General features: G+C 50.7%; 20 protein-coding genes and 1 pseudogene. 7 read left to right on the forward strand and 14 right to left on the reverse strand.

The window, feature by feature from the left end; all coding sequences use genetic code 11:
• Nucleotides 1-95: 95 nt before the first annotated feature.
• From trxB to potA, 5 genes are all read right to left on the reverse strand, one after another.
• The gene (trxB, locus tag HMPREF2675_RS00855) at nt 96-1,046 is read right to left on the reverse strand and encodes a thioredoxin-disulfide reductase (protein WP_049329772.1); all 951 of its coding nucleotides are present in this window, start codon (nt 1,044-1,046) and stop codon (nt 96-98) included.
• 108 nt (nt 1,047-1,154) lie between these two features.
• Entirely contained in the window at nt 1,155-2,450 is a 1,296-nt protein-coding gene (locus HMPREF2675_RS00860) for an NAD(P)/FAD-dependent oxidoreductase (protein ID WP_070813731.1), read from the reverse strand.
• 149 nt (nt 2,451-2,599) lie between these two features.
• The gene (locus HMPREF2675_RS00865; RefSeq protein ID WP_003679574.1) at nt 2,600-3,487 is read right to left on the reverse strand and encodes an ABC transporter permease subunit; all 888 of its coding nucleotides are present in this window, start codon (nt 3,485-3,487) and stop codon (nt 2,600-2,602) included.
• Nucleotides 3,487-4,452, reverse strand: a complete 966-nt coding sequence (locus HMPREF2675_RS00870) for an ABC transporter permease subunit (protein WP_003746146.1) — start codon at nt 4,450-4,452, stop codon at nt 3,487-3,489. Before HMPREF2675_RS00870 ends, HMPREF2675_RS00865 begins: the two co-directional genes overlap by 1 nt.
• A gap of 15 nt (nt 4,453-4,467) precedes the next feature.
• Nucleotides 4,468-5,592 carry an ABC transporter ATP-binding protein gene (potA, locus tag HMPREF2675_RS00875; protein WP_003746147.1) on the reverse strand — a complete coding sequence of 375 codons (1,125 nt, stop codon included), beginning with the start codon at nt 5,590-5,592 and terminating at the stop codon, nt 4,468-4,470.
• A gap of 476 nt (nt 5,593-6,068) precedes the next feature.
• On the opposite strand from potA, the gene radC reads away from it, so the two are divergent.
• Complete coding sequence (gene radC, locus HMPREF2675_RS00880) at nt 6,069-6,743, forward strand: RadC family protein (RefSeq protein WP_070813732.1); 675 nt, start codon at nt 6,069-6,071, stop codon at nt 6,741-6,743.
• Nucleotides 6,744-6,802: 59 nt separating this feature from the next.
• Here radC and HMPREF2675_RS00885 read toward each other — a convergent pair whose 3' ends face one another.
• From HMPREF2675_RS00885 to HMPREF2675_RS00900, 4 genes are all read right to left on the reverse strand, one after another.
• On the reverse strand, nt 6,803-7,081 hold the full coding sequence (locus HMPREF2675_RS00885; RefSeq protein ID WP_070813733.1) for an NF038104 family lipoprotein: 279 nt from the start codon (nt 7,079-7,081) through the stop codon (nt 6,803-6,805).
• Nucleotides 7,069-7,401, reverse strand: a complete 333-nt coding sequence (locus HMPREF2675_RS00890; RefSeq protein WP_070813745.1) for a general secretion pathway protein GspG — start codon at nt 7,399-7,401, stop codon at nt 7,069-7,071. The genes HMPREF2675_RS00885 and HMPREF2675_RS00890 overlap by 13 nt, the downstream gene beginning before the upstream one ends.
• A 147-nt stretch (nt 7,402-7,548) precedes the next feature.
• Nucleotides 7,549-8,244, reverse strand: coding sequence for an aquaporin Z (gene aqpZ / locus HMPREF2675_RS00895; RefSeq protein WP_063067881.1), 696 nt, complete (start codon nt 8,242-8,244; stop codon nt 7,549-7,551).
• A gap of 345 nt (nt 8,245-8,589) precedes the next feature.
• Nucleotides 8,590-11,643, reverse strand: a complete 3,054-nt coding sequence (locus tag HMPREF2675_RS00900; protein ID WP_070813734.1) for a DNA translocase FtsK — start codon at nt 11,641-11,643, stop codon at nt 8,590-8,592.
• A 164-nt stretch (nt 11,644-11,807) separates the two neighbouring features.
• Here HMPREF2675_RS00900 and HMPREF2675_RS00905 point away from each other — a divergent pair, with 164 nt between their 5' ends.
• Both HMPREF2675_RS00905 and HMPREF2675_RS00910 read left to right on the forward strand, forming a co-directional pair.
• Nucleotides 11,808-12,485, forward strand: coding sequence for an energy-coupling factor ABC transporter permease (locus tag HMPREF2675_RS00905; RefSeq protein ID WP_070813735.1), 678 nt, complete (start codon nt 11,808-11,810; stop codon nt 12,483-12,485).
• A gap of 80 nt (nt 12,486-12,565) precedes the next feature.
• A complete protein-coding gene (locus HMPREF2675_RS00910; RefSeq protein WP_070813736.1) occupies nt 12,566-12,925 on the forward strand; it encodes a CrcB family protein in 360 nt (119 codons plus the stop codon).
• A 49-nt stretch (nt 12,926-12,974) separates the two neighbouring features.
• On the opposite strand, the gene HMPREF2675_RS00915 is transcribed toward HMPREF2675_RS00910, so the two are convergent.
• The 5 genes from HMPREF2675_RS00915 to ppx form a co-directional block, all read right to left on the reverse strand.
• Complete coding sequence (locus HMPREF2675_RS00915) at nt 12,975-13,601, reverse strand: NAD(P)H-hydrate epimerase (protein WP_070813737.1); 627 nt, start codon at nt 13,599-13,601, stop codon at nt 12,975-12,977.
• 22 nt (nt 13,602-13,623) lie between these two features.
• Nucleotides 13,624-14,538 (reverse strand): tRNA pseudouridine(55) synthase TruB, encoded by a 915-nt coding sequence (gene truB, locus HMPREF2675_RS00920; RefSeq protein WP_070813738.1) that lies wholly within the window; start codon nt 14,536-14,538, stop codon nt 13,624-13,626.
• Between the two features lie 54 nt (nt 14,539-14,592).
• Nucleotides 14,593-15,117: a hypothetical protein gene (locus HMPREF2675_RS00925; RefSeq protein WP_070813739.1), complete on the reverse strand. Its 525-nt coding sequence runs from the start codon at nt 15,115-15,117 to the stop codon at nt 14,593-14,595.
• Between the two features lie 10 nt (nt 15,118-15,127).
• Nucleotides 15,128-15,499 (reverse strand): 30S ribosome-binding factor RbfA, encoded by a 372-nt coding sequence (rbfA, locus tag HMPREF2675_RS00930; RefSeq protein WP_003685554.1) that lies wholly within the window; start codon nt 15,497-15,499, stop codon nt 15,128-15,130.
• 87 nt (nt 15,500-15,586) lie between these two features.
• Entirely contained in the window at nt 15,587-17,095 is a 1,509-nt protein-coding gene (ppx, locus tag HMPREF2675_RS00935; RefSeq protein ID WP_070813740.1) for an exopolyphosphatase, read from the reverse strand.
• 172 nt (nt 17,096-17,267) lie between these two features.
• Here ppx and HMPREF2675_RS00940 point away from each other — a divergent pair, with 172 nt between their 5' ends.
• The 4 genes and pseudogenes from HMPREF2675_RS00940 to HMPREF2675_RS11170 all read left to right on the forward strand — a co-directional run.
• Nucleotides 17,268-17,891, forward strand: coding sequence for a lytic transglycosylase domain-containing protein (locus HMPREF2675_RS00940; protein WP_070813741.1), 624 nt, complete (start codon nt 17,268-17,270; stop codon nt 17,889-17,891).
• A gap of 114 nt (nt 17,892-18,005) precedes the next feature.
• Entirely contained in the window at nt 18,006-19,388 is a 1,383-nt protein-coding gene (locus HMPREF2675_RS00945; RefSeq protein WP_070813742.1) for an MFS transporter, read from the forward strand.
• Nucleotide 19,389: 1 nt separating this feature from the next.
• Entirely contained in the window at nt 19,390-19,917 is a 528-nt protein-coding gene (gene ssb, locus HMPREF2675_RS00950) for a single-stranded DNA-binding protein (RefSeq protein WP_070813743.1), read from the forward strand.
• A 165-nt stretch (nt 19,918-20,082) separates the two neighbouring features.
• Nucleotides 20,083-20,269: pseudogene (locus tag HMPREF2675_RS11170) on the forward strand (IS5/IS1182 family transposase); the annotation flags it as partial.

Consider the following 20,269-nt stretch of genomic DNA (forward strand, 5'->3'; position numbering starts at 1 on the left):
TTGGGGGAAGGACTTTTTTGCAAAGGTCTCAGGCCGTCTGAAATTTCAGACGGCCTTTTGATTATGTTTTAAAGAATAGGACGTAGCTTAGAGGCTCATACGCCGTGGCGGTCGAGCCAACGTTCGGCATCAAGCGCGGCTTGGCAGCCGGAAGCTGCGCTGGTGATGGCTTGACGGTAGGTATGGTCTTTGACGTCGCCTGCCGCCCATACGCCTTCGATATTGGTTGCGCCGACATTGTCACCGGTACCGCCTTTGGTTTTCAGGTAGCCGGTTTCATCCATATCGAGTTGGCCTTTGAAAATATCGGTGTTGGGTTTGTGGCCGATGGCGATGAAAACACCTTTGACAGCGATTTCTTCAGTGCTGCCGTCATTGTGTTTTAGGCGTGCACCGGTAACGCCGCTTTCGTCGCCCAAGATTTCATCGACTGAGCTGTTGAGCTTGAGGATGATTTTACCTTCTTCAACCCGTTGCATCAGTTTGTCCACCATGATTTTTTCGGCGCGGAAGCTGTCGCGGCGGTGAATCAGGGTAACAGTGTTGGCGATATTGGCAAGGTAGAGGGCTTCTTCTACAGCGGTATTGCCACCGCCGACTACGGCAACATCTTGTTTTTTATAGAAGAAGCCATCACAAGTTGCACAGGCGGAAACGCCTTTGCCGGCAAAGGTTTCTTCGCTTGGCAAACCTAAATATTTGGCGGATGCACCGGTAGCAACAATGAGTGCATCGCAAGTGTATTCGCCCATATCGCCTTTGAGGGTAAACGGACGGTTTTGCAAATCAACGGTGTGGATTTGGTCAAAAATCATTTCAGTGCCGAAGCGTTCGGCATGAGCTTGGAAACGGGCCATCAGTTCCGGACCTTGTACGCCCTCGGCGTCGGCAGGCCAGTTGTCCACTTCGGTGGTGGTCATCAGTTGTCCGCCTTGCTCAACGCCGGTAATGATTACAGGGTTAAGGTTGGCGCGGGCGGCATAGACGGCGGCAGTATAGCCGGCAGGGCCGGAGCCGAGGATGATAAGTTTGTGATGGTTGCTCATGATGGTTTCCTTGCTGATAAATGATTGAATTTTGTCGTGTCTACGCTTTCAGACGGCCTAAATTCTACTTGAATCTGCCGCCGTCTGAAATATGTTTGTCGTTTGGGTTTAATGGCTGTCTTTCCACTGGTAGTATTTGGAACCGAGGTAAGAGCCGAGTTTGCGCAGGAATGGTTGGGTAATAATGTTGCTGTGGCGCAGTTGCTCGAAAGGTTTCAGACGGCTGTCATCACCCATGATGGCTTCGGCAATCGCCAAACCGGCAATGCCGGTAATTGCCATGCCGTGTCCGGAATAGCCTTGGGCGTAGAAAACGGTAGGGGCGAGGCGGCCGAAATGTGGGGCGAGGTTGCGCGTGATGTCGCATTCGCCGCCCCAAGAATGTTCGATTCTGACATCGGTAAGTTGTGGGAAAACTTTCAACATGTCTTGGCGGACGAGTTCGGTCATGCGGTCTGGATCGTCGATAAACTCGTTGTCTTTGCCGCCGAAGAGCAGGCGGCCGTCGGCGCTGAGGCGGTAGTAGTCGAGGACGTGGCGGTTGTCGCAGATGGCCATATTGTTGCGGATCAGGTCTTTGGCACGCTCGCCCAGAGGCTCGGTGGCGATGATAAAGGTGCTGACGGCAATGGCTTTTTGTTCCAATACTTTGAATTTCGGGTGCAAACCGGCATAAGTATTGACGGCATAAACGAGGTTTTTGCACTCAACGCTGCCATTGGGCGTGTGTACCAACCAGCCGTTATCGCATGGCTCGATACGTGTCATCGGGGATTGCTCAAAAAGTTGTGCACCTGCATCGGCTGCCGCTTTGGCAATGCCTAGGGTGTAATTGAGCGGGTGCAAGTGGCCGGATAAAGGATCAAATTGCGCGCCTTGATACCTATCGCTGGCAAGTTGTTGTTTCAGCATGGCTTTATCCCAAAGCTGGTAATGGCTTGCGCCATAATGTTTTTGGGCGTATTCGTGCCATTGCTGCAATTCTTCCCAATGCTGAGGACGGACGGCGACGGTCGCGTAGCCGCGTTGCCAATCGCATTGGATATTGTGTTTTTGAATGCGCGAGTCAACCAGTTCAACGGCTTGCAGAGATTGCTGCCAGAACCATTGGGCCTGTTCTAAGCCGACTTGTTTTTCGATCTCTTCCATACCGCAGGCAAAATCGCTGATGACTTGTCCGCCGCTTCGGCCTGATGCGCCGAAACCGATACGTGCGGCTTCAAGTACGATGACTTCATGGCCGTTTTCGGCAAGCGGTAGGGCGGTGCATAAACCGGTCAAGCCGCCACCGATAACGCAGGTTTCAGTTTTCAGACGGCCTTCGAGCGTCGGATAAGACGGATGGGGATTGGCTGTGCTGACATAGTAGGAAGGAAGGTATTCTTTGAAGCTGGGATTGATCATGATTTGGGCTTTAGGTTGGTTTTAACTTCATTGAAAACAGGTTTTCAGACGGCCTGGAATATGGGCTTAAGTTCAGGCCGTCTGAAAGGATAAAATGCAGTTAATAAAACAGGCTGTTCCGACACTTTATCGGACAGCCTGTCTGCATATTAGGCGGCTTTTTCGGCTGCCAATTTTTCTTGGCGGTAGGCTTCGGCAGCCTCGCGTTCCCGTTTGGTTGCCTGACGCATCATCCAGTAGTTGACGACAATCACCAGCGTACCGATGATGCCGATCAGGATGGTTGCCAAAACGTTCATCTGAGGGTCAAGGCCGAGTTTGATTTTGGAGAAAATTACTTGCGGCAATGTCGATGAACCCGGGCCTGACAGGAAGGAGGTAATCACCAAGTCGTCCAAAGACAGGGTAATGCCCAAGAGGAAGCCGGAAGCAATCGCAGGGGCAATCAGCGGCAGGGTAATCACGAAGAAAATCTTCAGCGGACGGGCACCCAAGTCCATAGCAGCCTCTTCCAAGGATTGATCCAATTCCACCAAGCGCGAGCGGATAACGACGGTAATGTACGCCATGCAAAGTGTGGTGTGGCCGAGGAAGATGGTGAAGAAGCCGCGATCGAAGTAGAGCGATTGCAACAATTCACTGCCTTGCAGGAACATTTGCACCTGAATAATCAACAGCAGCATGGACAAACCGGTAATCACGTCAGGCATCACCATAGGCGCGGAAATCATACCGGCAAACAGGGTGCTGCCGCGGAAGCGCTTGATACGCGCCATGGCGTAACCAGCCAATGTGCCGAGTGCTACGGCGGCAAGTGAGGAAACGATGGCGATACGCAATGACAGCCAGGCCGCTTCCAAGATGGTGTCGTTTTCCATCAATGCACCATACCATTTGGTTGAGAAACCGCCCCAAACGGTAACCAGCTTGGATTCATTGAAAGAATAGATGACCAAAACCACCAGCGGAATATAGAGGAATGCCAGCGAGAGCAGGAGCATTAGTTTCAAGAACCAGGATAATTTGGTTTTCTGCATTATTTGCCTCCTTCTTCCAATTCGCGGTTTTCATAGTGCTGGAACAGGGCAATCGGTACAACCAGCAGGGCAACCATGACGACGGCGACAGCAGAAGCCAGCGGCCAGTTGTTTTGGTCGAAGAATGCCTGCCACAATACTTTACCGATCATCAGGTTTTCAGAACCGCCCACCAATTCAGGAATCACAAATTCACCGACGGCCGGCACGAAGACCAGCATAGAGCCTGCAATGATGCCTGTTTTGGATAAAGGCAGGGTAATGGTAAAGAAGGATTTGATCGGACCTGCGCCCAAGTCGGAAGCGGCTTCGAGCAGACGGTTGTCCAGTTTTACCAGTTGTGTGTACAGTGGCAAAATCATAAACGGCAAATAGGCGTAAACCATCACCAAATTCAGCGAGAACGCATTGTAGAACAGGTCTAAAGGCTCGCTGATGATTCCATATTTGATTAAGAAATTATTGATGATGCCGTTGTGTCCCAATAAGCCCATCCATGCGTAAACACGCAACAGGAAAGAGGTCCAGAAAGGCAGCATGATTGCCAATAGCAGGCCGTTGCGCGCAGCCGGATTGGCGCGTGAAATGGCATAAGCGGTCGGATAACCAATCAACAGGCAGATAATGGTCGTCGTCAGCGCAGTCTTAATCGAAGACCAGTAGGTCATCAGATAGATATTGCTGTTTTCACTGTCGCCAAACGGATTGAGCGTATTCCAAAAGTTTTGGAAGATATCGGCGTAGTTCTGATAGCTGATGGCAATGTTCAGACGGCCTAAGTCTTCATCAATCGTTGTCAACGGCGTAAATGGCGGAATAGCGATTTCTTGTTCGGCAAAGCTGATTTTCAATACGATGGCGAACGGAATCAGAAACAGAATCAAAAGCCAAATATACGGCACGGCAATCACTGCACGCTGACCGGGGCGGCGGAACAGTTTGTTTTTCAGTTTTTTAAGGTTCATTGCATTTCCCTCAAATTAACTGAACAGAGGTGTCGGTTGGTTTTCAGGCCAGCTGATGTAGACAGTCTCGTCCCAGGTCGGCGGCGTAATGTTGCGCACATACCAATAAGGTGCGGGAACTTGGCTCTTAACGACACGGCCGTTGGCAAGTTTGATGTGGTAAATCGCGAAGCTGCCCAAGTAGGCAATTTCTTTAACCGTGCCTTGGGCCCAGTTGTGCGCGCCCAAGTGTTCCGGTTTTTCTTTGTGCAAATCAATGTCTTCAGGGCGAATGCTGATCCAAATTTCATGATCGTTCGGAACGCCCAGGCCGTGGTCGATGCGGACGTGGTTTTCCAAGCCGTCACATTTGACGATGGAGAAATCGGCGCGGTCGTCAATAACGACGCCGTCAAAAATATTGGTTTCGCCGATAAATTCGGCGGTAAAGCGGCTGTTAGGATAGTCGTACACGTCGCTAGGTGTGCCGACTTGGCGCAATTGGCCGTCGGACATGATGGCGATGCGGGTAGCCATCGTCATCGCTTCTTCTTGGTCGTGGGTAACCATGATGCAGGTTACGCCGACTTGTTCCAGCGTGTTGACCAATTCCAGTTGGGTTTGTTGGCGCAGTTTTTTATCGAGTGCGCCCAAAGGTTCGTCAAGCAGCAGGATTTTCGGACGTTTTGCCAGGCTGCGCGCCAAAGCGATACGTTGTTGCTGGCCGCCGGAAAGTTGGTGCGGCTTGCGTTTGGCGTATTTGGTCATTTGCACCAGGCGCAACATTTCTTCGACGCGGGCATCGATTTCGCCTTTAGGCATTTTGTCTTGTTTCAGGCCGAAAGCAATGTTTTGTTCAACGCTCATGTGCGGGAACAGGGCATAGCTTTGGAACATCATGTTGATTGGGCGCTCATACGGGGCAAGCTTGGTAATGTCTTGACCGTCAAGAATGATTTTGCCCTGATTGGGGCTTTCCATGCCTGCCAACATGCGCAGCAGTGTGGATTTGCCACTGCCTGAGCTGCCCAAAAGGGCAAAGATTTCATGTTGGTAAATGTCCAAGTCGATGTTATCGACAGCGTAATTGTCACCAAACTTTTTCACCAAGCCTTGGATTTGCAAATAAGGTTTGGCTGAAGACGCAGTGGTTGCGGTCATAATGGCAATACTCCAAAAAGAAAGACGAGTACCGGCAAAACGGATTTTCGAATGGGTGATAAAAAGCTGTTTGATTGCTGGCGGGAGTCGGACGGAGGCCGTCTGAAACTCTTGTAAAGCGCACGGGCAGCGTGGATAGAAAGCAGTTTAAGCCTAAGCTTTTGCTCTCGGCAAACTCAATATTATATTAGCCTAAGCCTGTTAGGGGCAATATGAAATTGCTTGTGTCGGCTGATTTGAAACAAATAGGAAAGGAAAGGCAGGCAGGGGAACAAGATAGTAAAAATGGGTAACGTTGTTTTTCTGCACAAAAGGGTTTAATTGTTATACGAATGTCTTAAACAATTATTCAAAATAGAATAAAATACGCAAATTGCATTTATTTGCTAAAACCATAGTGGATTACGTTTTATATCGGGTGAGGCGGTTTTACTCAGAATTGAAACTAAATCCGCTATATGAATAAAAGGGAAAACATGAGTATTAAAGAATGGCCTGAAGGGGAACGACCGCGTGAGAAGCTGTTGGAGCGCGGCGCGGCGGCGTTGAGTGATGCGGAGTTGCTGGCGATTTTATTGCGTGTCGGAACGCGCGGCATGAGCGCGGTTGATTTGGCGCGTTATTTGTTGAGCGAGTTCGGCAGTTTGGGAAAGCTGATGAGTGCGGATGCCAAAACACTTTCTGCTTGCAAGGGCATGGGTTTGGCGAGCTATACTCAGTTTGCCGTGGTCAAAGAAATCGGGCGGCGGATTTTGGGTGAAGATTTGCAGGAGCAGATTGTTTTGTCAAACCCGAAATCGGTTGCGGATTATCTGCGCCTGCACCTTGGGCATGAAAAAATCGAGGTCAGTGTTGCTTTGCTGCTCAATCGTCAAAATCAATTGATTGCGGTACGGGAATTGTCGCGCGGTACGGTAGCGGAAAATACGGTTTATATCCGTGAAATCGTCAAATTGGCATTGGATGAATATGCCGACAGTTTGATTTTGGCACACAACCATCCGGGCGGTTCGGCAAGGCCGTCTGAATCTGATGTACAGTTTACAGAGCGTTTGAAACAGGCTTTAAGTTTGGTCGATATTACGCTGTTGGACCATTTTATCGTGACGGCAAAAGAAACCTGCTCTTTGCGCGAACAGGGCTATATGTAAGGATGAATGTTCAGACGGCCTCAGTAGGATTGGTTACCTTACTGAGGCCGTCTGAAGGATTATTGCGTTACTTCGTTGGAGGACTCTTCCTTATAGATGATTTCTTCCGATTTTGGCTTTTCTTTGCTCTTTTCCTTCTCTTTTTCTTTATCCTTGTCTTTTTTACCGTCGGGAATGGCGGCATCAATCACTGCCCCCGTTCCTTTGACAACCAATTTTCCGGCAGTCAGGACAGTTGTAGCAGCCAAATCGACAGCCGCGCCTACAACGCAGCCGTTAAGCGTCAGACAAAGGGCAAGTGCCGGAAGCAGGCGTTTTGTGCATCTCAATGGCTGCATCCGCAGTGTCCTTCGTGATGATGGCCGCATCCGAGTGCTTCTTGCCAAGCATCATCGTCTCCGTCAAATTCTTCGACTTCGTCAAATTCACCGTTTTCTACCATGTTTACCAGCTCTTCCAAGCTTTCTGCGCCTTCTACCCAAAAGCAGGGAATATCGGGCGGTGTGTCGGGGGCAAGCAGGGCGGATTGTTGGTCGTGCCAAGCAATCCAATAGCCGTTTTGCGTTTGTACGAATACGGCATCGGGATGGATGGTTTCGTTTTCGGTATTGACCAGCATTCTGGCAGCGATATCGGTTTGAAAAGGTAAGGTTTGCATGATGGTTTGAGAATGTGAGAAAAGAAAGTATTGTAACATGGTAAAAACAAACGCACCGTCTGAGTCAGGCGGTGCGTTTGTATCTCGGCAACTTGGGTGCGGACGGTTTAGGGTATCGGCCGCACCGGAAATATCATTCCGTTCAGATTATTTGTCGTCGTTAGCCAAAACGAAGCGGTAAATAGCCGCGCCCACTGCTGCGCCGGCAATAGGGGCCAACCAGAACAACCACAGTTGTTCAACAGCCCAGCCGCCTTGGAACAAGGCAACGCCGGTAGAGCGTGCAGGGTTGACGGAAGTATTGGTCACAGGAATGCTGATCAAGTGAATCAGGGTCAGACCCAGGCCGATGGCGATAGGGGCAAAGCCGGCCGGAGCCAGTTTGTCGGTAGAACCCATGATGATGATCAGGAAGAATGCGGTCAGGACGAATTCGATCAGCAACGCGGCCATCATGTCGTAACCGTTAGGAGAGTGTTCGCCGAAACCATTGCTGGCAAATCCGGAAGCAACAGCATCAAAACCGGTTTTACCGGAAGCAATCAGATACAGAACGCCTGCAGCGGCAATCGCACCGATGACTTGGGATACGATGTAAGGCAACAGGTCTTTACCGTTGAAACGGCCGCCGATGAATAGGCCGACGGAAACGGCAGGGTTAAAGTGGCCGCCGGAAATATGGCCGACGGCGTAAGCCATGGTCAGTACGGTCAAGCCGAACGCCAAGGCGACACCGGCAAAGCCAATGCCGAGTTCAGGGTAGGCTGCTGCCAATACTGCGCTACCGCAGCCGCCGAATACCAGCCAGAAAGTGCCGAAAAATTCTGCAAAATATTTTTTCATTTGTTTTTCCTCGTAAAGGTTGGGGTGTTGCCGAGGGCATGAATCATAATAATATTGTTTCTAATCGAAAAACGGATTTACCTGTTTTTTCCGGTCTTGACAAAAGGCCGTCTGAAAATAGTGACAAACGGGTAGAGATATGTATTTTGTAGGTTGAGTTTGGTTGATTGAACCTTGTTTTTTGTGAAGCAAATGCCGTTAATGCAAAAGCATTTAGATTTGTAAGAAATGTTGTTTATAGATTACTTATTTGCTTGTTTATTTGATTGGAATCTCTGAACCATATCTGATTTAAAAAGGCCGTCTGAAAAGTTTTCAGACGGCCTTGATTTATACAAGGATAAATTAATCCAGATGGTCGCTGCTTTGCGCCAAGATGGTGCGGTTGCCGTTGTTTTCCGCCGGGGAAACAATACCGTCGGCTTCCATTTGGTCAATCAGGCGGGCGGCGCGGTTGTAGCCGATGCGCAGTTGGCGTTGGATATTGGAAATGCTGGCCTTACGCGATTTTAAGACAACGGAAACGGCTTCGTCATACATGGGGTCGAGGTCGCTGTCGTTGCTGCGGCTGGTACCGGTAAAGTCTTCGGTGGAACCGTTACTCAAAATATCGTCGATATAGTCGGGTGCGCCAAATTGTTTCAGGTATTCCACTACACGGTGAACTTCATTGTCGGAAGCGAACGCGCCGTGTATACGTTGTGGATAGCCGGTGCCGGGTGGCAGGAACAGCATATCGCCTTGGCCGAGCAGGTTTTCCGCGCCCATTTGGTCAAGAATCGTGCGGCTGTCGATTTTGCTGGACACTTGGAAGGCAATGCGTGTCGGAATATTGGCTTTAATCAGGCCGGTGATGACATCCACGCTGGGGCGTTGGGTGGCAAGAATCAAATGTATGCCGGCTGCGCGTGCTTTTTGGGCAAGACGGGCAATCAGTTCTTCAATTTTCTTACCGGCGGTCATCATCAGGTCGGCAAATTCATCTACGACGACCACGATAAACGGCAGTTTCTCCAGTGGCTCAGGATTTTCAGGCGTGAGGCTGAACGGGCTGCCAATTTTTTCTCCACGAGCGGCGGCTTCGGCAATTTTTTGGTTGAAACCGGCAAGGTTGCGCACGCCCATAAAGCTCATCAGGCGGTAGCGTTTTTCCATTTCGTTGACGCACCAGTTCAGGGCGTTTGCAGCCAGCTTCATATCGGTTACGACAGGGGCAAGCAGGTGCGGAATGCCTTCGTAAATGCTCAGCTCCAGCATTTTCGGGTCAATCATAATCATGCGCACGTCTTCCGGCGTTGCTTTGAAGAGCATGGACAGAATCATGGCGTTCACGCCTACGGATTTACCCGAACCGGTCGTACCGGCAACCAGCAGATGCGGCGCTTTGGCCAAGTCGGTAACAACAGGCTGGCCGGTGATGTCTTGGCCGAGTGCGAGGGTCAGTTTGGATTTGGATTCGGTAAACGCAGGCGAATTGAAGATTTCGCTCAGGCGGATCATTTGGCGTTTCGGATTAGGCAATTCCAAGCCCATGCAGGTTTTGCCGGGGATGGTTTCCACCACGCGGATAGAAGCCACGCCAAGCGAGCGCGCCAAGTCTTTTTCAAGGTTCAAAACGGCACTGCCGCGTACGCCGACATCAGGCTCAATCTCATAACGCGTAATGACCGGGCCGGAATAGGAGTCCATCACTTTGACTTTAACTTTGAACTCGGCCAGTTTTTCTTCGATGGTAATGCTGTTTTCCAGCAACTGTTCTTCAGTTTGCGAGGCGCTCGGGTCAAACTGAGGCGGCAGGAGCAGGGCAGTGGTCGGCAGAAGCGCATCGGTCAGTGTTGTTGAAGTCGGATGAACTACGCTTGGCATACTCTCTTGAACGCTTGGTTCTACGCTTTGAACAGGCGTTTCAACGACTGTCTGTGTATATTCAGACGGCCTTGCAATTGTTTCAACAGATTCAACGGGTTCAATGGTTTCAACCGCTTGAATCGCTTCTGCTTCCGCTTGTACAGGAGCTTCCGGTTCACCATCGAATCCTGTTTCTTCTTCCGCAGATTCGCTGATTAAGTAATCGCGGATACTGCGTTCAGGCTGATTGCTAACATGCGCATTGACTTGTGCATCAAAAATCGGCACTTGGATTTTATGTTCGAAAGCAGGCGGCTCGGGAATATCAATCGGCGAAATCGAGGTTTGGAAAACGGGCGGCTCGGGAATATCGGTTTTAGCCATAGGGACTACCGGTACGGCAGGGGGTTCGACTACGGTTGCGTTTGGTGCGGCAGGGCGGGAGATATAAGGGGATTTTTTAACAGACGCAGCCGGTTTTGGACGGGACGGCGTTGCCGGTGCGGCAGGTTGTGGTGCAACAGCTTCCGTGGCAGCTTGTTTACGAGCCCATCTTTCGGCGGCCGCTTCGGTATGGCGAACTTGGCGGCGCAGGCTGGCAGGACGGCTGATTTGTCCCAAGTTGGCCAGAATTTCGTCATTTTCGATGGTGCGCGGAGAGTAGTCACGCAAAGGGGCGACGGCCGCAGCCAGTTTGTGGCGAGCGGCGGTACGGCGGGCAAGGTTGTCGTGAATATCTTCCGCTTGGATTTCAGAAGGGAATGCCTGCATGGAAGTATAGGGGAGGATGGCTTCTTTTTCGGCAGTTCTTAAGGCCGTCTGAACGGTTTCGATGTGCGGCGCATTGGCTTCTGCCACGCGGACATTATTGGCGCGCGCCAAGGCACGTTCGCGTGTGCGGCGCAAAACAGGATCGTTGTAGTCGATGATTTCCATGCCGGTCATCGGCAGGGATGAAGCGCGCAACAATGGGGTTTCAACTTCGTCTTTGTAAATCGGCGCATTTTTTTCGGCCAAATGCTCGTTCCATTCTTCAATCGCCGCTTCATGCAGGGAACGTGTGGCTTCTTCTAATGTGATTTCTTCAAAATTGCTGTTTTGCACCAAAGACGGGCTGTATTCGGGCGTTTCCATTTGTGTAAACGGCGTGATTTTAGGAATACGTTCCGGCTTGGCAGATTTGCGGGTTTTAGGCGCAACTTTGATTTCTTCTTCGGTCGTTGAGATGTGTTTCGGCTCTTCGGCAACGGGCTCTGCTGCGTGCTCTTCGTCTGTTTCGGCGCGTTGCATTTTATTGTGTTCGAGCGCGGAAAGCAGGCGGATGCGGGCGATTTTATGGTTGTCGGCAGTGCGCTTGTTCATGCTGAACAAACGTTTCAGGCTGTCCAGTTGGCCGGAAAAACCGACCGAGCCGTCTTCTTCGTTTATTTCTTGTTCGTCGCCACTGAGTTGTGCCAATTCTTGGCGCCACTTTTGCTCTTGTTTCTGGCGCCACCAGAACAAGCCGGCTATGGCGGCCAGCAGAATTAAAGCCAATATTGTCCAAAGCATGCGTCCATCCCCTTAATTAAACGGCAAAGTCCGTTATTCTAACGCTTTTTTCAGGTAAACAAAACCAGCCGAAACAAGCTTTAACGGCAAAGTCAGACAAGATTGTCAAAGCTGTGGCTTGAGGCGCGTATAATAGGCCGTCTGAACATTTTGCGGATGAGAAGATGATTTTTCAAAACGGATGGTTTCCCGTTGGTGTCGTGATGGCGGCATGGCCTGTGTTGCTGGTGATTTTTGCTTTGTGCGCAAAGCAGGCATGGGTGTCGGTATCGCAGCATCGTTCCGCATTTTTGTTGGCTGCCGTGGTGTTGCCGCTGGCTTGGAGTTTGAATGCCTCCCCAGAAAGCGGACAACTGGCCGGCATGAGCTATCATTTGCTCGCTTTAAACCTGACGGCTTTAATGCTGGGCACCTCTGCCGCATTCTGCCTTGGCGTTTTACTGTTTTTTCCGTATTTGTGGCTTTGGGGCGATTGGCATATGTTCCCCATCAACGCCTTGTCCGTATTGCTTCCGCCTTTGTTGGTGAACTTGGGTTTCCGCCATTGGGTGTCGCGTTTGCCTGCCAATATCTTTATCTTTATTTTTCTGAATGGTTTTTGGGCTGCGGCGGTCGGCATGGTGTTTAGCGGCGTGGTTTTGGTCGGTTTGTTGGACTGGGCAGATGTGTTTGATACGGCTGTATTGTGGAAAACCGCTTTTCCTGTTTTCTTCTTAATCGCTTGGGCGGAGGCATTTTTGAGCGGTATTTCAACAGCCATTTTTATCGCGCTCAAGCCGCAATGGATTTGTACTTTCGATGACGACAGGTATTTGAAATCCGCGCCTAAGATTTGGCAATAAGATATGAAGGCGTCCTTGCTTGGTTTTCAGACGGCCTAATAACCGGATGGCCTGTTTTTGAATTGAATGTTTAACTTGTTATGTTTGCTTATATTTTTCCCATTGTTTGCGGTGCCGCTGTCGGGGCTGTATTGCGTTGGCTGTTTGGTTTGGTGCTGGTGTCTTCTGCGTCTTTTTCTATCAGTACTTTGGCGGCAAACTGGTTGGGCGCGCTGCTGATTGGTGTATTGGCGGAACTTTTAACCGATCCGCAATGGCGTTTGCTTTGGATTACCGGCTTTCTCGGCAGCTTGACCACATTTTCAGGTTTTTCTGTGGAAATGGTGGGTTTGATGCAGGCGCAACGTTGGGGTATGGCTGCGATGGCAACCTGTCTGCATGTTTTCGGTTCATTTGGTTTGACGGCGCTGGGGATTAAATTGGTGCAGATTTGGAAGTAAGCAAAAATAACAGGGTGCAAAATTTTACCCTGTTATTTTTTATAGGCATTTAATCAATGCCAATAGGTAAACAGACGGTTTCTTGACAATAGGTCTTGCCGGACTCGCTTAAATGTGCCGGTTTGTAGGCGGCAAAGGTGTAGGTCAGGTCTGCGCGGAATGTATCGGGATCGGCTTCGGCGGTGTCGCAGTTGAGGCCAGTGGGAATATCGAGGGCGACTTTCAGGCCGTCTGAATGATTGAGTTGGCGGCAGAGGGCGGCGATTTCGGTTGGAAGCGCGCCGCTGAAGCCTGTGCCGAATATGCCTTCGATAATGATGTCGTAACCTTTTTTCAGACGGCCTTCCAGTTCTTGTAAGGATATCAATTCAATATGGGGCAAACCGTTGAGGCGTTCGCGATTGTTTTGAGCCAAGGGGGAAAGGTTTTCCCCGAGTGAAAACAGAATATCGATGTGCCAACCTTGCGCCTGCATATATCTTGCCATGACTAGGCCGTCGCCGCCGTTGTTGCCTTTGCCGCAAACGATCAGGGCGCGTCCGGCTTGGGGATGACGCTGCATGAGGTCTTGGGCGGCAGAGCTGCCGGCGTTTTCCATCAGTTGGTCGAAGCTCGTGCCTTTATCGACGGCTGCTTGTTCGCGTTCGCGCATTTGGGCGGCGGTATAGACTTTCATGATCGGCTCTCTTTGCAGGAAGTTATTGGTCGGCGGTATTCATCAGGCGCAAGGCTTTCAGACGGCCTATTTCTTTTTGATATTCCACCAACCCGATAAATGTGCCGTCTCGGCTGTACACACGGATGGGCTGTTCGGCGGAAATGTTTTCGGTGAACTGGGGACGTTGGCCGTGTTTGAGCATGGTAACGGCGTAGTCGTTTAACTCGAGTTTAGGGAAATGTTGAACCAAAACATCGCAAGGTAGCAGCAGGGCATCGCGTTCGGCTTCGTCCAATTCTGCCAAGGCCTCGAGCGTGTGGCTTTGGGCAATGGTAAATCCAGCGGTTTCAGTACGGCGCAGGGCGGTCAGGTGGGCAAATGTGCCGATGTGTTTGGCGATGTCTTCGCTGAGGGTGCGGATGTAGGTACCCTTGCTGCAACGTACGTCTATCACGGCTTTGGGTGCATCAAACTCTGTGATATCAATGGAGTAAATGTTGATGTCGCGTGCTTTGCGTTCGATAACGATGCCTTTGCGTGCGTATTCGTACAGCGGTTTGCCTTCGTGCTTGAGGGCGGAAAACATAGGCGGCACTTGGCGGATATCGCCCGTTAAGGCTTGGCAGGCCGTCTGAAATTCGGACAATGAAATATCGGCGCGTGCGGTGGCGATGATTTCGCCTTCTGCATCGCCTGTGCTGCTGGCTTCGCCCAGTTTCAGCGTGGCCGTATAGGCTTTGTCGGCATCAATCAGATATTGGGCGAACTTGGTCGCTTCGCCGAAACAAACAGGTAAAAGCCCCGTGGCCAAAGGATCAAGTACGCCGGTATGCCCGGCTTTTTCGGCACGGAACAACCGCCGCGCTTTTTGCAGGGCGGTATTGCTGGAAAGGCCTTCGGGTTTATCGAGGAGAAGAACGCCGTTGACCGGGCGTTTGGTGGGTTTGGTTGTCATATCAGGTAGGGGGTAATGTTCAGGCCGTCTGAAAGCATTCAGACGGCCTGTGTGTTAGCTTAATTCTTCATTCAATAATTCACGAACAGGGTGTTTTTCATCAATTAGATCAACGCTGATTGCATCAAAGCCATTTCGTTTTAATGAGTCAAAACTAATGATGCGGCCATCAATTAAGGGGACTTGTCCTTCAGAATTGACGAAATCTTCATATTCATCTTCGTAGTCTATATTGTAATAGAGATGGATTAGAACTCGGTAAGTATACTCATCCAAATCAGTTAACATTCTGTTTTGCTTTTGATTTGGGCTATATTTGTCGCAAAACATAGCGTTATAGCCATGTTCCGCTCCATCAAACAATACAATTTCATCGCCGCTTACAGCTTCTACCGCCACAATTTTTACCGGAGCCTTATCAGTATCGGTAATCAATCCATCAAAAGGCTCTCCATAGTAACGGATGTGGAAAGTATCTCTACCTTGGCAGGATAATGAAAAGCAACGATGCTCGCCTTCAATTTGCAGGCTATCACTATGTACATAGGCGGCTAAATGTTCGGGAATCAGATTGTTCATTCTAGCAGTATCAGTCTTCAACCGGTTTTTCCGCCGCCACTTGGTCGATCAGGCTGGAAATGCTCATGCCGCGTTCGAGTGATTCGTCGTATTTGAAGTGCAGCTCGGGCGTTTTGAAGAGTTTGATGCGTTTGGCCAATTCGCTGCGCAAATGGCCTTTGGCGTGTTCCAAAGCTTCTTCGGTAATGTCGCGCGTGCTGTCGTCGAGGACGGTGTAGAACACGGTTGCGTGGCTGTAATCGCGGGTGACTTCGACTTCGTTGATGGTGATGAAGCCTGCGCGCGGGTCTTTCAGGCCGGTGCGGACGAGTTCGGCAAGCTCGCGCATGATTTGTTCTTTGACACGGTCTTGGCGGGCGTAGCCGCGTTGGGGTTTTCTCATGGTTTTCCTTGATGTATGGCAGGCTGTCGTTTTCAGACGGCCTGCGGTTTGGATTTTGAACAGCTGCCTATTATAACGGAGCGCGGTTTATTGTGCTTGAACCGAGAAAGGCATATCGATTTTTTGCCATTGTGCGCTTTCGTAGTCCAGCGCATCGGCGATGAGGGGGTGTTGCTCCAGCCATTGGGCGTTGATGCGCAAGATGAAGCTGTGGTTGCTTTCATCTATGCGAAGCTGGGTTTGCGGCGGCAAATCGAGTGGCAGGCGCGAGCGGCAGAAGAGGGCAGCCAGGCGCAGGGACAATACGGCACACCACATGATTTCGTTGTCACCGATAATATCTGCCATTTTCTTGAGGTCGCCGCGATGGCCGATAACCAGTTGCGCCAAAATGGTTTGCTCTTTGCGTGAGAAGCCCGGCATATCGGCGTTTTCGAGAATATAGGCGGAGTGTTTGTGATAGCCGGTATGGGCAATATCCAAGCCGATTTCATGCAGACGGCCTGCACGGCTGAGGTATTGGTTCCACAGAGCAAGCTCTTGAACGGTTACGTTTTTGGCGTGGCACAGGCTGTTCATGAAGGCTTGCGCGGTATCGGCAACGCGTTTGGCTTGGTTGAGGCTGACGTGATAGCGTTTTTGGAACTCGGCCGTTGTCTGTTCGCGCATATCGACATTGAGGCTGCGGCCGATTAAGTCGTAGAACACGCCGTCGCGGAGGGCGGCCTCGGTAACGGTCATTTTGGTCAGCGAGAGTTCTTCAAAAGCGGCCATCATCACGGCCAATCCGCCCGCAAAAACTTCGACGCGTTCGGGTTTGAGGTTTTCAAATTTGGCTTTTTTAACCGAACCGGCTTCGATAATCCTATCGGCAAGATAACGCATGCCTTGGGCGGTAATGTCGGCTTCTTGCGGCAATTCGGCCGCCAAAACGTCGCGTATGGATTTGGCCGAACCGGACGTGCCGATGGCGAAATCCCAACCGGTGCGCTTCATCAGTTTGCTGATGCGCTGGATTTCGATACGTGCGGCGGAAACGGCGGCTTGGAAATCTTTGGCGGTCACTTTGTTTTGGAAGAAGCGCATGCTGTACGTTACGCAGCCCAAAGGCAGGCTTTCTGTGGTCAGCGGTTGCAAATCCGAGCCGATGACAAATTCGGTCGAACCGCCGCCAATGTCGATAACCAGCATTTTATCGCCTTTGGGCGGCAGGGTATGCACTACGCCGGTGTAAATCAGACGTGCTTCTTCACGGCCGGCAATGACTTCGATGGGGAAACCCAGCGCCGCTTCGGCACGGGGCAGGAATTGGGCGATGTTTTTGGCGACGCGGAAAGTGTTGGTGGCCACCACGCGCACGTTTTCAGGCTGGAATCCGCGCAGGCGTTCGCCAAATTTTGCCAAACATTCCAAGGCTTGTTCTTGAGAGGCTTCGCTCAGGTTTTTTTGTTCGTCCAAGCCGGCGGCAAAGCGTACCATTTGTTTGAAGGAGTCGATGACTTTCAGCTGGCCGTTGTTGTTTTCACAAATTTGCAGGCGGAAACTGTTGGAACCCAAATCGACGGAGGCTAAAACGTTGGCGGGAGTGGTGGTCATAAAAAATACCGCTTGATTAGAAAAACCTAAATGTTACTTGAGGCGGTATCACTTGACAATAAAAGGAATACAGCTCTTTGATTCTGCTCATAGATGTATTTTATAATGCTGATTTTAAGCAAATATATCAAAGGTCGTCTGAACTTTTCAGACGGCCTAAAAAGAGAAACACATGAAATCGGAAAACCAAGATTCCTTATTTTTATCGCGCCGCCGCCTGTTGCAAGTGGGCGGAGTCATGCTTTTGACGCCTGCGACCGCATGGGCAGGAGCGCAACGTGAAGAAACGCTGGCCGATGACGTGGCATCCGTGATGCGCAGTTCGATCAATAGCGCCAGCCCTGCGCGGCTGGTGTTTACCGATGTAAGGGAAGGGGAGCGTTGGTTGGCGGCGATGTCTTCCCGATTGGCACGCTTTATTCCCGATGAAGGCGAGCGCCGCCGCCTGCTGATCAATATCCAATACGAAAGCAGCCGGGCCGGACTCAATACTCAAGTGATTTTGGGTTTGATTGAAGTGGAAAGCGCGTTTCGCCAATATGCCATCAGCGGCGTGGGTGCGCGCGGTTTGATGCAGGTGATGCCGTTTTGGAAAAACTATATCGGCAATCCGTCGCACAACCTTTTCGACATCCGCACCAATCTGCGCTACGGCTGCACCATTCTGCGCCATTACAACAATATCGAAAAAGGCAATATTGTCCGCGCCTTGGCAAGGTTTAACGGCAGCTTGGGCAGCAACAAATATCCGAATGCCGTATTGGGCGCGTGGCGGAATAGATGGCAGTGGGGTTGAGCGGCTTGCGATTTGCCCCATGCAATTCCTTTGAATCCTGTATAATCAGAAAATCTGTTAATTCACACTTTCAGACGGCCTTTCGCAAAATTAAGGCCGTCTGAAACATTATTTATGGCAAGAGATAACCGTATTCAAATGTTTCCGCACGAGTGGCGTGCCAGTACCACACTTTCCGGCGTTTACGCACTGCGTATGTTGGGGATGTTTTTGGTGTTGCCTGTCTTGGCAATGTATGCCGCTTCGTTGCCCGGCGCAGAAAATAATAAAGCATTGGTCGGTATGGCGATGGGTATTTACGGGCTGACACAGGCTTTGCTGCAGCTGCCTTTGGGCATGGCTTCCGACAAGTTCGGCCGTAAAAAAGTGATTTATGCCGGCCTGATTGTATTTGCGGCAGGTAGTTTTTTGGCCGCAGTTGCCGACAGCCTGCAGATGTTGGTTGCCGCGCGTGCCATTCAAGGTGCGGGTGCCGTCAGCGCGGCGGTAACGGCTTTGCTGGCGGATTTGACCCGTAATGAAGTGCGGACGCGTGCGATGGCGATGATCGGCCTGAGTATCGGCTTGACCTTCTCGGTCAGCCTGGTGCTTGCGCCGATGATTGCTAGCTTTATCGGCGTATCCGGCCTGTTTGCGCTGACCGGTATCCTGACGGTAATCAGTATCGGCGTGGTTGCGTGGATGACGCCGGAGCCGGAAGAGTCAAAACTGCACGAAGACACACAGGCGCAGCCTTCGCGTATGGGCGAAGTATTGAAAAACCGCCAGCTGCTCAATCTCGACTTCGGTATTTTTGCCTTGCATGCGGCGCAAATGGCATTATTTACCGCATTGCCGTTTGCCATGACGCAGCTGGGTTTGGAAAAAATCCATCACTGGCAAGTCTATCTGCCGTCAACCATTACCGGCCTGATTATTATGGTGCCGCTGATTATCGTTGGTGAAACGCGCAACAAACTCAAGCAAGTGTTTATCCTTGGTATCGTCTGCATTGCCGCGGCACAAATTGGCTTGTTGTTTGGCATGCACTCAATATGGTTGATTACCGCTTATTTGATTGTTTATTTTATTGGTTTCAATGTATTGGAAGCCAGCCTGCCGTCTATGGTATCGAAAATCGCCCCGTCCGATTTGAAAGGAACGGCGATGGGCGTGTATAACACATTACAGTCAGTCGGCTTGTTTGTCGGCGGCGCGACCGGCGGCTTATTGTTCCAAAAATATGGGTTTTCAGGCGTTTTTACCTTTTGTAGCGTATTGATGCTGCTGTGGCTGGTATTGGCACTCATCTTACCGGCACCAAAACCCGTCAAAAACCTCAGCTATCCGCTTAACGCCGAATGGCAGCAAAATCCGGATTTGCTCTACCAAAAACTGACCGAAATTGAAGGCGTCGAAAGCATCAGCTTCAGCGCAGACAAACAAACCATTTATATCAAGGCCTTGCAAAAAGGATTCGACCAAGAGGCCGCCGAAAAAATCATCACAGGAGTGTAAAATGTCATTGAATAAAGTTATCCTCATCGGCCGTCTCGGCCGCGACCCGGAAGTCCGCTATATGCCCAACGGCGAGGCCGTCTGTAACTTCAGCGTTGCCACCAGCGAAACTTGGAACGACCGCAACGGCCAACGCGTAGAACGTACCGAATGGCACAACATCACCATGTACCGCAAACTCGCCGAAATCGCCGGCCAATACCTTCGTAAAGGCAGCCAAGTGTACCTGGAAGGCCGTATCCAAAGCCGTAAATACCAAGGCAAAGACGGTATCGAACGTACCGCTTACGACATCATCGCCAATGAGATGAAAATGCTCGGCAGCCGCAACGACAACAGCGGCGGCGCACCATACGATGACGGCTACAACCAAGGCGGTCATTCAAGCCAAAGTAGTTACCAACAAGCGCCTCAACAGCAATACCAATCTGCCCCGACGCAAGAACCCCCGGCTGCCCCGGCCCGTCGTCCTGCTCCGGCACAACCGACCGCTCCGGTTGAGGATATCGACGACGATATTCCATTCTAATCATTGAGCAATACAAAAGGCCGTCTGAAAAATATACTTTCAGACGGCCTTTTAAATGATTTAAAAGAAAATCCTACATTTGCACCGAGCCGCTGACGGTCAGAGACCTTTGCAAAATTCTCCAAAATCCCCTAAATTCCCACCAAGACATTTAGGGGATTTTCCATGAGCACCTTCTCTCAGCAAACCGCCCAAGCCATGATCGCCAAACACATCGACCGCTTCCCACTATTGAAGTTGGATCAGGTGATTGATTAGTAGCCGATCGAACAATACCTGAATCGTCAAAAAATCCGTTACCTTCGAGACCACCGCGGCCATCCCGCCTATCCCCTGTTGTCCATGTTCAAAG

The organism is Neisseria sp. HMSC061H08 (assembly GCF_001836795.1).
Classification (GTDB): domain Bacteria; phylum Pseudomonadota; class Gammaproteobacteria; order Burkholderiales; family Neisseriaceae; genus Neisseria; species Neisseria subflava_A.